Annotated in this window: 9 protein-coding genes; 7 read left to right on the top strand and 2 right to left on the bottom strand. The window is 67.5% G+C overall.

Features of this window, described 5'->3' with window-relative positions; translation table 11 throughout:
• Positions 1–531, bottom strand: a complete 531-nt coding sequence (locus tag ACGH7X_RS30280) for a hypothetical protein (RefSeq protein WP_399890814.1) — start codon at positions 529–531, stop codon at positions 1–3.
• 160 nt (positions 532–691) lie between these two features.
• Positions 692–4,498: a GH92 family glycosyl hydrolase gene (locus tag ACGH7X_RS30285; RefSeq protein WP_399890817.1), complete on the bottom strand. Its 3,807-nt coding sequence runs from the start codon at positions 4,496–4,498 to the stop codon at positions 692–694.
• Positions 4,499–5,157: 659 nt separating this feature from the next.
• On the opposite strand from ACGH7X_RS30285, the gene ngcE reads away from it, so the two are divergent.
• The 7 genes from ngcE to ACGH7X_RS30320 all read left to right on the top strand — a co-directional run bounded on the left by ngcE (position 5,158) and on the right by ACGH7X_RS30320 (position 13,470).
• Positions 5,158–6,570, top strand: coding sequence for an N-acetylglucosamine/diacetylchitobiose ABC transporter substrate-binding protein (gene ngcE, locus ACGH7X_RS30290; protein WP_399890821.1), 1,413 nt, complete (start codon positions 5,158–5,160; stop codon positions 6,568–6,570).
• 7 nt (positions 6,571–6,577) lie between these two features.
• Positions 6,578–7,639, top strand: a complete 1,062-nt coding sequence (locus ACGH7X_RS30295) for a carbohydrate ABC transporter permease (RefSeq protein WP_399890824.1) — start codon at positions 6,578–6,580, stop codon at positions 7,637–7,639.
• Positions 7,636–8,544: a carbohydrate ABC transporter permease gene (locus tag ACGH7X_RS30300; protein WP_399890827.1), complete on the top strand. Its 909-nt coding sequence runs from the start codon at positions 7,636–7,638 to the stop codon at positions 8,542–8,544. Before ACGH7X_RS30295 ends, ACGH7X_RS30300 begins: the two co-directional genes overlap by 4 nt.
• 232 nt (positions 8,545–8,776) lie before the next feature.
• Positions 8,777–9,988, top strand: a complete 1,212-nt coding sequence (locus ACGH7X_RS30305) for an ROK family protein (protein WP_399890830.1) — start codon at positions 8,777–8,779, stop codon at positions 9,986–9,988.
• Between the two features lie 133 nt (positions 9,989–10,121).
• Positions 10,122–11,225, top strand: coding sequence for a sugar ABC transporter substrate-binding protein (locus ACGH7X_RS30310; RefSeq protein ID WP_399897431.1), 1,104 nt, complete (start codon positions 10,122–10,124; stop codon positions 11,223–11,225).
• Positions 11,226–11,389: 164 nt separating this feature from the next.
• A complete protein-coding gene (locus tag ACGH7X_RS30315; protein ID WP_399890833.1) occupies positions 11,390–12,181 on the top strand; it encodes an ATP-binding cassette domain-containing protein in 792 nt (263 codons plus the stop codon).
• Entirely contained in the window at positions 12,178–13,470 is a 1,293-nt protein-coding gene (locus tag ACGH7X_RS30320) for a sugar ABC transporter permease (protein WP_399890836.1), read from the top strand. Before ACGH7X_RS30315 ends, ACGH7X_RS30320 begins: the two co-directional genes overlap by 4 nt.
• The last annotated feature ends 166 nt before the right edge of the window (positions 13,471–13,636 follow it).

Here is a 13,636-nt window from a genome sequence, read left to right on the forward strand (position 1 = left end):
TCAGGCGACCGCCCCGCCGGTGCCGCGGGCCGCGGCGATGTAGTCGGAACGGCCGGAACCGTCGTAGACCGTGATGTCCACGTACGCGCCGTCCGGGATGCTGAAGTTCTTGACCGTCATGTCGACGGTGGCCGAGGTGCCCGGCGCCGAGAAGGTGCCCAGATCGTGGTACGAACCACCCGAGGAGTAGCCGACGGCCACGTAGAACCCGTCGCCGTCGTTCTTGGTGTCGTACACCCAGAGCTTCTCGCCGTCGGGGTGGAACTCGACCTTGCCGATGAACCAGCCCGCGTCGTTCAGCTCCATCTTGACGGCCGTGCCGCCCGCGTCGTGCGCGAAGTAGGTGCCGTCGAACGGGTCGCCGAGCGTGCCGCCGCTGCACGGGCAGTCGCTCGTGTTGCGGTAGTACGTGGAGACGCTGGGGTCCGGGTCGTAGGCCTGGGCCGGGGCGGCGGTCGCGAACAGCGCCCCCGCCGCCAGCAACGCGCCCGTGACCAGCCCTGTGACGCGTTTGCCGATGTTCGTCCGCATGTGCTCCCCCTGACGATGCGTGACGCGCCTGCCGTGGCTTGCGGCGGCGCCCGCTCATCTTGGTGCATGCGCCGGCGCAGGGGAATGGGGTGGCACAAGCAGGCGGCGGGTTCCGGCCGAAGCCCGAACCCGCCGCCCGTCCGTCGGTCGCGGACGTCGCCTACGCCAGCAGTTCCACCTCCGCCAGCGTGTGCCCGCCGTCCAGGACCAGCCGGTACTTCGCGTACGAGCCCGGCGACTTCACCGAGAACGCCCGCGTCTGCCGGTCCCAGGCGAAGGACTCACCGGAGCGCTCGTCCAGCGTCCGCCACTTCGTGCCGTCCGCCGAACCCTGGAGCTTCCAGCCGGCCGGCGCCAGGGCGCGGTCGGCCGACGAGGTCAGCGTGTACTGGACCGCCTTGACGCCCTTGTCGGACACCGGCAGGTCCACCGACGTCACGTTCGCGTCCGTCGCCGACGTGTTGTCGAACAGGGCACCCTCGCCCGTGATCGCGTCGGCGCGCGGGGTCGGTACCTCGTCGTCCTTGGTGATCGACGGCGGCGCCGCGTTCTTTCCGGTGCCCCACGAGGAGGGCTTGGAGCCCATGTCGAACTCCAGGACGCCGCCCTTCGAGATCAGCGAGTGCGGCAGCGAAGTGGAGTTCCAGCGCTTGCCGTTGACCTTCAGGCCCTGCACGTAGATGTTCTTCGTGCTGTTCTTCGGCGCCTTGACGACCAGCTTGCGGCCGTTCTCCAGGTGGACCGTCGCCTTGGTGAACAGCGGGGATCCGACGGCGTACTCGCCACTGCCCATCACCAGCGGGTAGAAGCCGAGCGAGGAGAAGAGGAACCAGGCCGACTGCTCGCCGTTGTCCTCGTCACCGTGGTAGCCCTGGCCGATGTCGCTGCCGGTGTACAGACGCTGGAGCACCTCGCGGATGTTCTTCTGCGTCTTGTACGGCTGCCCGGCCGCGTCGTACATGTACAGGGCGTGGTGGGCGACCTGGTTGGAGTGCCCGTACATGCCCATGCGGACGTCCCGCGCCTCGGTCATCTCGTGGATGACACCGCCGTAGGAGCCCTTGAACTCGGGGGAGGCCGTCTCCGGGGTGCTGAGATACTCGTCGAGCTTGTCCCCGAGACCGTCCCGGCCGCCGTACAGGTTGGCGAGGCCGCGGCTGTCCTGCGGGGCGGTGAAGGCGTAGCCCCAGCCGTTGGTCTCCGTGTAGTCGTAGCCCCACACGCGCGGGTCGTACTTGTCCGAGTCCACGCGCCAGTCGCCCGCCAGGTCCTTGCCCTGGAAGAAGCCGGCCTTCGAGTCGAACATGTTGACGTAGTCCTGGGCGCGGTTGAGGAAGTACGCCGACTCCTCCTTGTACCGCTTCTCGCCGGTCTCCTTGTAGAGCTTCTCGCCCATCTTGGCGATGCCGTAGTCGTTGAGGTAGCCCTCCAGCGCCCACGACATGCCCTCGTGCGTCTCGGTCGAGGTGTATCCGAGGAAGGGCGAGGTGTCCATGCCCTTGCGGCCCACGCCCGAGGACGGCGGCACGACGGTGGCGTTCTTGACGGCCGCGTCGTACGCCGACTTCGCGTCGAAGTCGACGCCCTTGACGTAGGCGTCGGCGAAGGCCACGTCCGAGGAGGTGCCGGTCATCAGGTCCGCGTAGCCGGGGGAGGACCAGCGCGAGGTCCAGCCGCCGTCCTTGTAGTGCTGCACGAAGCCGTCGACCATCTCACCGGCCTGGGAGGGGGTGAGGAAGGAGTACGCGGGCCAGGTGGTCCGGTACGTGTCCCAGAAGCCGTTGTTGACGTAGACCTTGCCGTCCACGATCTTGGCGCCGGTCTCCGTCGGGGTGTTCTCCTTGACCGCCTTGGAGAACGGCGAGGCGTACCTGTACTTCCCGTCGACCTTCTCGTGGCCCGCGTTCGGGTACAGGTACAGCCGGTAGAGGCTGGAGTACAGCGTGGTCAGCTGGTCCTGCGTGGCGCCCTCGACCTCGACCTTGCCGAGGATCTTGTCCCACTGCTTCTGGGCGTCGCGCTTGACCTTGTCGAAGGAGGCCCGCTTCGGGATCTCCTGGCGCAGGTTGTCCTTCGCCTGGTCGACGCCGATCAGCGAGGTGGCGATGCGCATCGTCACGGCGTGGTCCCGGCCGGCGTCGAAGCTCAGGTGCCCCTTGACGCCGCTGGAGTCGCCGCCGGTGACCTTGCTGTCGAACTCGCCGTAGACGAAGAGGCGGGTGGCGCCCGCGGAGCCGCCGGACTTGACGTCCGAGTAGCCGCTGAAGGTGCCGTTCTCCTTGTCCAGGGTCAGACCGGCGTTGTCCTCGACGTTGTCGAAGATCACGCTCGCGTCGTCACCGGGGTAGGTGAAGCGCATCATCGCCGCGTGGTCGGTCGGCGCCATCTCGGCCTTGAGGCCGTTCTCGAACCGCACCCCGTAGTAGTACGGCCGGGCGGTCTCGTTCTCGTGCCGGAAGGCCAGCTCGCGGGCGTCCCGGCCGGTGTCCGGGGTGCCGGAGGCGGCCGAGGGCATCACCTGGAAGGTCTGCCGGTCGCCCATCCACGGGCTCGGCTCGTGGCTCGCGCCGAACGCCTGGAGGGTGGGCAGGTTGTCGTCGTTGTTGCCGCGCGCGTACTCGTAGATCCAGCTGAGGGACCCGGCGTTGGTCACCGGCGTCCAGAAGTTGAAGCCGTGCGGCACGGCGGTCGCGGGGAAGTTGTTGCCGCGCGAGAAGCTGCCGCTGGAGTTGGTGCCGCGGGTGGTGAGCGCGTAGTCGGACAGGTGGGCCTTGGGGCGCTCGTGCTTCGCCCGCTTGATCTCCACGTCGTCCAGCCAGCCGCGGAACTTCGCCGGGCCCTTGGGGGAGTCGTACGCCACCAGGATCCGGTCGACGGTCTTGCCGGCCGCGACCGAGCCGATGCCCGACTGGACGCTGTTCCACTGGTTGACGTAGAGGATCTTGGCGTCGCCCTGACCGCGCGGCGTCAGCGGGAACCCGTGCTGGTCGGTGGCCTTGAGGTCGCTCAGGTAGGTGCCGTCGGTGAAGGCCAGGTCGACGGAGACGTTCGTGGCGTCGTAGTCGAGGTCGGCGTCCGCCATCGACGGGAAGATCTTGTACGACAGCTCGGTGCGCCGGTCGACCTTCACGTCGACGTCGAAGACCTTGTTGTACGAGTACGCCCGGCCGTCGGCGGTGTGCCGGCCCGCGTAGCGCAGCGCGTGCGTGCCGGTGAAGCCGGCGTCCGCCTTCGCGGTGGGCGAGCCGGTGGGGCCCTCGTCGACGAAGGAGAGCATGTCCTCGGGGACGGGGGTCTCGGTGTCGCCGGTGGAGAGCTGGACGTCGCCGAGCTGGAGCGCGTCGCCCGCCCCGTTGTTCTTGGTGATCTCCAGCCGGAAGTGCTGGAACTCGGCGGCCTCGGCGAGGTCGTACGTCTTCGTCGTGAAGGGGTCGCCGAAGGTCTCGCCGGAGCGGGTGTCCAGCGTCTGCCAGGTCTCGCCGTCCGCCGAGCCCTTCAGCGTCCAGTCCCGGGGGTCGCGTTCGGAGTGGTCGTTGGCGGAGGTGAGCGCGTACTTGGTGATCTTCGTCGGCGCGTCCAGGTCGAACTCGACCCAGCCGGTCGGCGCGAACGTCAGCCACTTGGTGGTCGGCTCGTTGTCGGCGAGGTTCTCCTTCACCTCGCCGCCGCCCGTGTTCTCGGCGCTGGCCCGCACACCGGTGACGTGTTCGGTGACGTTGCCGGGTATGCCGGTGCTGTACCCGCCGTCCACGCCCGAGGACCGCTTGCCGCCGTCCGCGTCGGTGTCCACGGTGTCGAGCCAGTCCGGAGCCGGGTCGTCGGCCTCGAAGGACGACGTGAACTCGCGGTCGGCCTTCGCGGGCGCGCCCGGCAGCGCGACCGCCGCCCCCTGAGAACCCACCGCCAAAGCGAAGGCGGTCGTCATCACGACCGCCGGACCCCATCTGTGCCGAACTCTGTACTGCATGTCCTGGCCACCCTCCCTGCGCTGGGGACAACGTTGTCAAATCAACTGCGCAAGGACCAGTAGGGGTCAAGTGGCATGTGATGTCAAGGGTGTTGGATGTGGCGTTCAGGGCTTATGCCAGGGATTCTTACGGCATGCGGTGCACAGGCCACTCATATTTCCGGGAGGTCTCAACTCGGAAAAGACGTACCGCCAACCTTGCATTCGATCTTGCTCCGCTGACGGAAAGTGGACTATACCTGTCGGCCACCGGGGGATACGGGGGGAACCGCGACGAGGAACCGCCCAAGCGCCCGAACAGCAGTGACGTACAAGTGACACCACAGCAGTACCCGCATTTCCTGCACGACCCAGCGTGACCCGATCGCGGTGCCGGGGAGGATCCGGTTCACCGCCTGAGTCCTGGAGAAGGCGAGGACTTGAGCATGGGATCCACCACCGGCGTGGGCCATCACGATCTGATCAGGCGGAGCGCGACCGCCGCTCCGGCCCCGGCGACTGTTGTGCCGGCATCGCTCAGCTGATCATCGGCGCCGCACCGCGGCTCCGAGACGACGGCGACAACGCCTCACGTGCGGCCGGCCCAGGACCGGTCCGGTCACGGCGGCCGCGCACGCAGCACACCCGGACAGAACCAACCGATCAGTGAGGATGCAAAGATGACCATTCGTGCCGGCTCTCTTGACAGGCGGACGCTCCTGCGCGGGGCCATCGCCACCGCGGCGATGGGCTCGTTCGCGGTCGCGTGCAGCTCTCCCTCCAGCGAGGACGAGGACAGCGGCGGCGGCCCCAAGGGCGAGAAGAGCGCCCAGAACCCGTTCGGTGTCGCTGCGAACTCCGCGGTCGAAGCGGCCATCTTCGACGGCGGCTACGGCACCGACTACGTCGACTACACCAACCAGGTGCTCGGCAGCCAGGTCAAGGGACTCAAGGTCCAGGTCAAGCCGGTCGTCGACATCGCCCCCCAGCTCCAGCCCCGCTTCGTCGGCGGCAACCCGCCGGACCTCATCGACAACTCCGGCGAGGACCAGATCGGCTTCCTCGGCATCCTCGACCAGCTGGAGGAGCTCGACGACCTCTTCGAGGCCAACACCTACGAAGGCAAGAAGATCGCCGACATCGTCTACCCCGGCGTCAAGGACCCCGGAACGTACAACGGCAAGTTCGTCGCGCTCCGGTACGTGATGACGGTGTACGGCGTCTGGTACTCGAAGTCGCTCTTCGAGGAGAACAACTGGACCCCGCCGAAGACCTGGGACGAGGCGCTCGACCTCGGCCAGCAGGCGAAGAAGAAGGGCAAGTACCTCTTCGTCCACGGCAAGGAAGCCGCGACCTACTACCAGACGATGCTGTTCGCCTCAGCGATCAAGGAGGGCGGTGACGAGGTCCGGCTCGCTCTCGGCAATCTCGAGAAGGACGCCTGGTCGCATTCGGCCATCCAGGGCGTCCTCAAGGTCATGGAGACCATGATCAAGGAGAAGATGTTCGTCCCCGGCGGCTCCGGCACCCAGTTCCAGAAGGCGCAGGCGATCTGGAGCAACGACCAGAAGGCGCTGCTCTACCCGTCCGGTGGCTGGATCGAGAACGAGATGGCGAAGGCCACCAAGAAGGACTTCCAGATGACCGGCTTCCCGGAGATGACGCTCACGGACAAGCCGAAGCTGCCCTACGAGTCGCTCCACGCCGCAGCGGGCGAGCCGTTCATCGTGCCCAAGCAGGGCAAGAACCCGGCCGGCGGCAAGGAAGTGCTGCGGGCGATGCTGTCCGAGAAGGCGGCCGCCAACTTCTCCAAGTCAAAGCTGGCCCCGACGGTGGTCAAGGGCACCGTGCCCGCCGACGGCTTCGGATCGGCCGCCCTCGTCTCCCAGACGACGATGCTCGAGGCCGCGGGCGACAACATCTACGACATGAGGAGGTTCGTCGAAGCCTACGGCATGAACACCGACCAGTTGGTGCCGTGGAACTCGTTCCTCTCCGGTGACCTCGACCGCAAGGGCCTCACCGCGGCCCTGCAGAAGATCTCCGACAAGGTCCGGGACGACGACTCCATCGACAAGATCAAGATCAGCTAGTACAGGGATGAAAGACAACATCACCACCTCCGACGCCGTGAGCCGCCGGCCCGAGCCGGCCGCTCGCGGCGGGCGGCCACGGCGCCGCAGGCTCACGTTCGACCGGGTGACGTTCTTCCTCGCGTTCCTCGGTGTCCCGCTGGCCATCTTCGTGATCTTCGTTCTGATCCCGTTCGGCCAGGCGATCTTCTGGGGGATGACCGACTGGCGCGGCTTCAGCCCGGACTACAACTTCGTCGGCTTCGACAACTTCACGAAGATGTTCCAGGACGACATCTTCCTGAAGGCGTTGCGCAACGTCGCACTCCTCGCGGCCTTCGTGCCGCTGGTGACGCTGACGCTGGCCCTCGGGGTCGCCGTGGCCATCACCCTGGGCGGGCCCAGCAAGGGCCCCGTCCGAGGGATCCGGGGAGCGTCGTTCTACCGGATCATCTCGTTCTTCCCCTACGTCGTGCCGGCGATCATCGTCGGTCTGATCTGGGCGCAGATGTACGACCCGAACGCCGGCCTGCTCAACGGCGTCCTCACCGGCCTGGGCCTCGACCAGTTCGAGGCGTTCGCGTGGCTGGGCGAGAAGTCGGCCGCGATGCCGGCCGTGATGTTCGTCATCATCTGGGGGCTCGTCGGGTTCTACGCGGTGCTCTTCATCGCCGCGATCAAGGGCGTTCCCGGCGAGCTGTACGAGGCGGCGAAGATCGACGGGGCAGGCCGGTTCCGCACCACGATCTCGATCACCCTGCCGGCGATCCGGGACAGCGTGCAGACGGCGTACATCTACCTGGGCATCGCCGCCCTCGACGCGTTCGTCTACGTCCAGGCGATGGTGCCGAACGGCGGCCCGGACAACTCGACCCTGACGATCAGCCAGCGTCTGTTCAACGTCGCTTTCGCCAAGCAGCAGTTCGGCTACGCCACCGCGATGGGCGTCGTCCTCGCCGCCGTCACCCTGGTGTTCGCGGCGCTGGTGTTCCTCGTCAACCGCCTCACGGGCGGCGGCGAGGGCGAGAGCAAGAGGAAAGCACCTGGGTTCAGGGCTCGGCGTGCCGCAGCCAAGGGAGGTGCCAGGTGAGCGTCATCGCCGCCGACCGGAAGCCGGCCAGTGACCCGAAACCGGCGAGCGACCGCAAGCTGACGAGGGCCGCCGCGAGCAGCGACCGCAGATTCGCGGCGATCTCGCACGCCCTGCTGATCCTGTGGTCCGTGATCGTGATCGTGCCCATGCTGTGGGTACTGATGTCGTCGTTCAAATCGACCGGCGAGATCCTTTCGTCGCCGTTCTCGCTGCCGGATCACTGGCGCTTCGAGAACTACGCGAACGCGTGGACCGACGCGAACATCGGGAAGTACTTCCTGAATTCCGTGATCGTCGTGGTCTCGGCACTGATCCTGGTGATGCTGCTCGGCGCGATGTGCGCCTACGTTCTCGCCCGGTTCGAGTTCCCCGGACGCCGGCTGATCTACTACGTGATGCTCGCCGGCCTGACTTTCCCGGTCTTTTTGGCGATCGTTCCGCTCTTCTTCCAGTTGCAGAACTTCGGGCTGCTGAACACACGTCTCGGACTGATCCTCACCTATGTCGCGTTCGCGCTGCCGTTCACGATGTTCTTCCTCTATTCGTTCTTCCGGTCGCTGCCGCACGACGTGTACGAGGCCGCGCTGATCGACGGTGCCGGGGACTGGCGGGCGTTCTTCCAGGTGATGCTGCCGATGGCCCGTCCGGGCATGGCGGCGGTGGCGATCTTCAACTTCCTGGGCCTGTGGAACCAGTTCCTGCTGCCGGTGGCGCTCAACACCGACCAGGACAAGTGGGTCCTCACTCAAGGCATGGCCGCCTACGCGTCCTCGCAGGTCTACGACATCGACTACGGTGCGCTGTTCGCGGCGATCGTGGTCACGGTGGTGCCCGTACTGCTCGTGTACTGCGTCTTCCAGCGGCGGATCGCCGGTTCGGTGTCGCAGGGAACCTTCCGCTGACGCCCACCGCCGCTTCACCGTCGTACGCAGGGGTCCGTCCCCGGAGAGACAGCTCTCCGGGGACGGACCCCTACGGCGTACCACCGGCAGCCGACCGTGGACACGGCCTGGAACCGATTTCTTTCAAGGGCTTGACGCCACTGGGCGATCCAGCGGAGTTTGGGGTTCATAACTTGTACAAGGTCCGCATCGCACCGGGTGACGCGGACCCAGGGGATGAGGGTGAGAGTCAATGGAGACTCCCGGGTCGCAGTCGTCGCTGCACCGCGCCAACCTGGAACGCGTCGTACGGGCGGTACGGCTCGCCGGTTCGCTCACGCAGGCGGAGATCGCGAGGACGACGGGCCTGTCCGCGGCCACGGTCTCGAACATCGTCCGGGAACTGAAGGACGGCGGGACCGTCGAGGTCACGCCCACCTCGGCGGGCGGCCGGCGGGCCCGCAGCGTCTCGCTGAGCGGGGACGCCGGCATTGTCATCGGCGTGGACTTCGGGCACACCCACCTGCGCGTCGCGGTCGGCAACCTCGCCCACCAGGTGCTCGCCGAGGAGTCCGAGCCACTGGACGTCGACGCGTCCGCGGCACAGGGCTTCGACCGGGCGGAACAGCTGGTCAGCCGCCTGATCGCGGCCACCGGCGTGGACCGCGCCAAGATCGCCGGGGTGGGTCTGGGCGTGCCGGGACCGATCGACGTGGAGTCCGGGACGCTGGGCTCGACCGCCATCCTGCCCGGCTGGGGCGGCACCCGGCCCGCCGAGGAGCTGCGGGGGCGGCTCGGCGTGCCGGTGCACGTGGACAACGACGCCAACCTCGGCGCCCTGGGCGAGCTGGTCTGGGGCAGCGGCCGGGGGGTGCGGGACCTGGCGTACATCAAGGTCGCCAGCGGTGTCGGCGCGGGCCTGGTGATCAACGGCAAGATCTATCGCGGTCCGGGCGGCACAGCGGGAGAAATCGGGCACATTACACTCGATGAGGCCGGTCCTGTCTGCCGTTGTGGAAACCGGGGTTGCCTGGAGACGTTCGCGGCAGCACGCTATGTGCTTCCGCTCCTCCAGCCCAGCCACGGCACCGATCTGACGATGGAAGGCGTCGTGCGGCTGGCGCGGGACGGTGACCCGGGCTGCCGTCGGGTGATCGCCGACGTCGGCCGCCACATCGGCAGTGGAGTCGCCAACCTCTGCAACCTGCTCAACCCGAGCCGAGTCGTCCTCGGCGGCGATCTCGCCGAGGCGGGGGAGCTGGTGCTCGGGCCGATAAGAGAGTCCGTCGGGCGCTACGCCATCCCCAGTGCGGCGCGTCAACTCTCGGTGCTTCCCGGGGCCCTTGGCGGCCGTGCGGAGGTGCTGGGGGCGCTCGCCCTCGCCCTGAGCGAGATGGGCGATTCGACCCTTTTGGACGGAACTGCGACCGGCGCTCTGCCGGCGGCCACGCCTGCCTTCACTTAGAGCACGGATGGCACCGTTGTCATCTCGTTAAGGATTTACTTCTTGACGTCGCACCTGCGGCCGAGTTGACTTCCAGCCACCTCGGCCGCAACGACGCGGCCTCGTCAGGGAGGTTTGTGTAGTGAACACGCGTATGCGTCGTGCCGCCGTTGCCATCGCCGCCGGTGCCATGGCCGTCTCGCTCGCCGCTTGTGGCAGCGCCAAGGAATCCGGCGACGGAAACGACTCGTCCGACTCGGCTGCGAAGAAGGGCGACGACATCAAGGTCGGTCTGCTCCTTCCGGAGAACCAGACCGCTCGCTACGAGAAGTTCGACAAGCCCATGATCGAGAAGAAGGTCAAGGAGCTCACGAACAACAAGGGCGAGGTCGTCTACGCCAACGCCAAGCAGGACGCCAGCCTGCAGAACCAGCAGGTTGACACGATGGTGACCAACAAGGTCGACGTGCTGATCGTGGACGCGGTGGACTACAAGGCCATCGCGGGCTCGGTGAAGAAGGCCCACGAGGCCGGTATCAAGGTCGTCGCCTTCGACCGCCTGGCCGAGGGCCCGATCGACGCCTACACCTCGTTCGACAACGTCACCGTCGGCAAGACGCAGGGCGAGGCGCTCCTGAAGGCGCTGGGCGACAAGGCCAAGGACAGCCAGATCGTCATGATGAACGGCTCCTCCACGGACCCGAACGCCGCCCAGTTCAAGGAGGGCGCCCACTCCGTGCTCGACGGCAAGGTGAAGGTCGGCCGCGAGTACGACACCAAGGAGTGGAAGCCGGAGAACGCCAACGCCAACATGGAGGCCGCGATCTCCGCGCTCGGCAAGGACAAGATCGACGGCGTCTACTCCGCCAACGACGGCATGGCGGGCGGTTCCATCACCGCCCTGAAGCGGGCCGGCATCACGGACATCCCGGTCACCGGCCAGGACGCCGAACTCGCGGGCGTGCAGCGCATCGTCACCGGTGAGCAGTACATGAGCGTCTTCAAGTCCTACCCGAAGGAGGCCGAGACCGCGGCCGAGATGGCCGTCGCTCTCGCCAAGGGCGAGTCGCTCGACTCCATCGCCAACGACAAGGTCGACAGCGCCACGACCAAGGGCGTCCCCGCGGTCATCGTCCCGGTCGTCTCGCTGACCAAGGACAACATCAAGGAGACCGTCATCAAGGACGGCTTCTACACGATCGACGAGATCTGCACGGGCAAGTACAAGGCCGCCTGCGACAAGATCGGCCTCAAGTAAGCGGACCCGCCTCCCGCGGTGCGTGAGCGCCCGGGACCGGCCGCCCCAGCTCCTCCGGCGCCCCGCGCCCATCAGCCCCGCAAGCTACGCGCGGGGCGCCGGACGGAACACCCCCCCAAAGAAACGTTCTGCACAACCTCCCGCCGGGTCAGGCGGCGAAGGAGATGGTTCACGTGTCCGCTACGCCCGTGCTGGCGTTGCGCGGGGTCTCCAAGCGATTCGGTGCCGTCCAGGCGCTCACCGACGTAGAGCTTGAGGTCCACGCCGGTGAGGTGGTCGCCCTGGTGGGCGACAACGGCGCCGGAAAGTCCACGCTGGTCAAGACGATCGCCGGCGTGCACCCCATCGATGAGGGCGCCATCGAGTGGGACGGCAGGTCCGTCTCGATCAACAGGCCGCACGACGCCCAGAACCTCGGCATCGCGACCGTCTACCAGGACCTCGCGCTGTGCGACAACATCGACGTCGTCGGCAACCTCTACCTGGGCCGGGAGATCCGCAGGCGCGGCGTCCTGGACGAGGTGGAGATGGAGCGCCGCTCCCGCGAGCTGCTGGACACGCTGTCCATCCGCATACCCAGCGTCCGCATCCCGATCGCCTCGCTCTCCGGCGGTCAGCGCCAGGTCGTGGCGATCGCCCGGTCCATGCTCGGCGAGCCCAAGCTGGTCATCCTCGACGAGCCCACCGCCGCCCTCGGCGTCGAGCAGACGGCGCAGGTCCTCGACCTCGTCGAGCGGCTGCGCGAGCGCGGCCACGCCGTCATCCTCATCAGCCACAACATGGCGGACGTCAAGGCGGTCGCGGACAAGGTCGCCGTGCTGCGCCTCGGGCGCAACAACGGCATCTTCGAGGTCAAGTCGACCTCCCAGGAAGAGATCATCTCCGCCATCACGGGCGCCACGGAGAACGCCGTGACCCGTCGTGCGGCACGCGCAAACGGGGAGATCAAGAAGTGAGCATCGACAAGACCTCCACACCCGCCGCGGACCACACGGTGGAGAACACCGACGCGGCCGCCGCCGCCGTGACCGCCGTCGACCCCCGGCTGCTGGTGCGCGAGCAGGGCTTCGCGGGCTACCTCGGCGAGTTCAAGCGGAAGATGAAGGCCGGTGACCTCGGGTCCATCCCGGTCGTCGTCGGACTGCTGATCATCTGGGCCATCTTCACCAGCCTGAACTCCAACTTCCTCACCGCCGGCAACTTCTCCGACATGTCGGTCGCCATGGTCGGCACCGGCATGATCGCCGTCGGTATCGTCTTCGTCCTGCTGCTCGGCGAGATCGACCTGTCGGTCGGCTCGGTCAGCGGTGTCGCGGGCGCCACCTTCGCGGTGCTGAGCGTCACGCACGGGATGAACGAGTGGCTCGCCCTGCTGCTGTCCGTCCTCACCGGCACGGTGGCCGGTGCCATCCACGGCTTCGTCTTCGCCCGCATCGGCGTGCCGGCCTTCGCCGTCACGCTGGCCGGACTGCTGTTCTGGCAGGGCCTCATGCTGCAGATCCTCGGCAGCAACGGCACGATCAACCTCGACTCCGAGGGTGTGGTCGTGAAGATGACCAGCTACTACTTCACCGACGTGGCCGCCGCCTACGGGCTGGCGGTCGTCGTGACCGCCGGGTACTTCCTCAGCGCGTTCTTCGACAACCGCCGCCGCGCGGCCGCCGGGGTGCCGTCCCGGCCGCTGAACGAGATCATCGTGCGCACGGTGCTGCTCGCGATCCTGGCCTTCGTCGTGGCGATCGTCTTCAACCAGTACAAGGGCCTGCCCCTGGCCGTGGTGATCTTCCTGGCGTTCCTGCTGCTCACGGACTTCGTCCTGCGCCGCACCGGCTACGGTCGCAAGATCTTCGCCCTCGGTGGCAGCGTCGAGGCGTCCCGCCGTGCCGGTATCAACGTGGAGCTGGTCCGGATCTCGGTCTTCGCGATCGCCGGTGGTTTCGCCGCGATAGGCGGCCTCTTCATGGCGTCGAAGATCGCCGCCGCCAACCAGGGCGCGGGCACCGGTGAGTTCCTGATGAACGTCATCGCCGCGGCCGTGATCGGCGGCACGTCCCTCTTCGGCGGCCGCGGCCGCACCTGGGACGCGCTGCTCGGTGTGATGGTCATCGTCTCGATCCAGTACGGCCTCGCCCTGGAGGGCATCGCCTCGCCGGTCCAGTACATGATCACCGGTGGCGTGCTGCTGGCGACGGTCGTCATCGACGCCATCACCCGCAAGACGCAGAAGACGGCCGGCCGCGCATAGGTCCTGCCGTACGGCCGACAACGGTCCGCCCGCCCGCCCGGCTGAACCCCGGGCCGGCGGGCGGACCGCTTTGCCGTCCCCGGACCACACGGGCAACCTTGTCCCCGAGCCGGGCACCGCGGACGGGATGTCGTAGAACGGTCCGCCAGTGGGTAAGGCCGAACGC

This window comes from Streptomyces sp. BBFR51 (assembly GCF_044591655.1).
Classification (GTDB): domain Bacteria; phylum Actinomycetota; class Actinomycetes; order Streptomycetales; family Streptomycetaceae; genus Streptomyces.

Coding starts and splice junctions, on each gene's coding strand:
- ACGH7X_RS30280 (WP_399890814.1), bottom strand. CDS start 531: ATGCGGACGAACATCGGCAAACGCGTCACAGGGCTGGTCACGGGCGCG.
- ACGH7X_RS30285 (WP_399890817.1), bottom strand. CDS start 4,498: ATGCAGTACAGAGTTCGGCACAGATGGGGTCCGGCGGTCGTGATGACG.
- ngcE (WP_399890821.1), top strand. CDS start 5,158: ATGACCATTCGTGCCGGCTCTCTTGACAGGCGGACGCTCCTGCGCGGG.
- ACGH7X_RS30295 (WP_399890824.1), top strand. CDS start 6,578: ATGAAAGACAACATCACCACCTCCGACGCCGTGAGCCGCCGGCCCGAG.
- ACGH7X_RS30305 (WP_399890830.1), top strand. CDS start 8,777: ATGGAGACTCCCGGGTCGCAGTCGTCGCTGCACCGCGCCAACCTGGAA.
- ACGH7X_RS30310 (WP_399897431.1), top strand. CDS start 10,122: ATGCGTCGTGCCGCCGTTGCCATCGCCGCCGGTGCCATGGCCGTCTCG.
- ACGH7X_RS30315 (WP_399890833.1), top strand. CDS start 11,390: ATGGTTCACGTGTCCGCTACGCCCGTGCTGGCGTTGCGCGGGGTCTCC.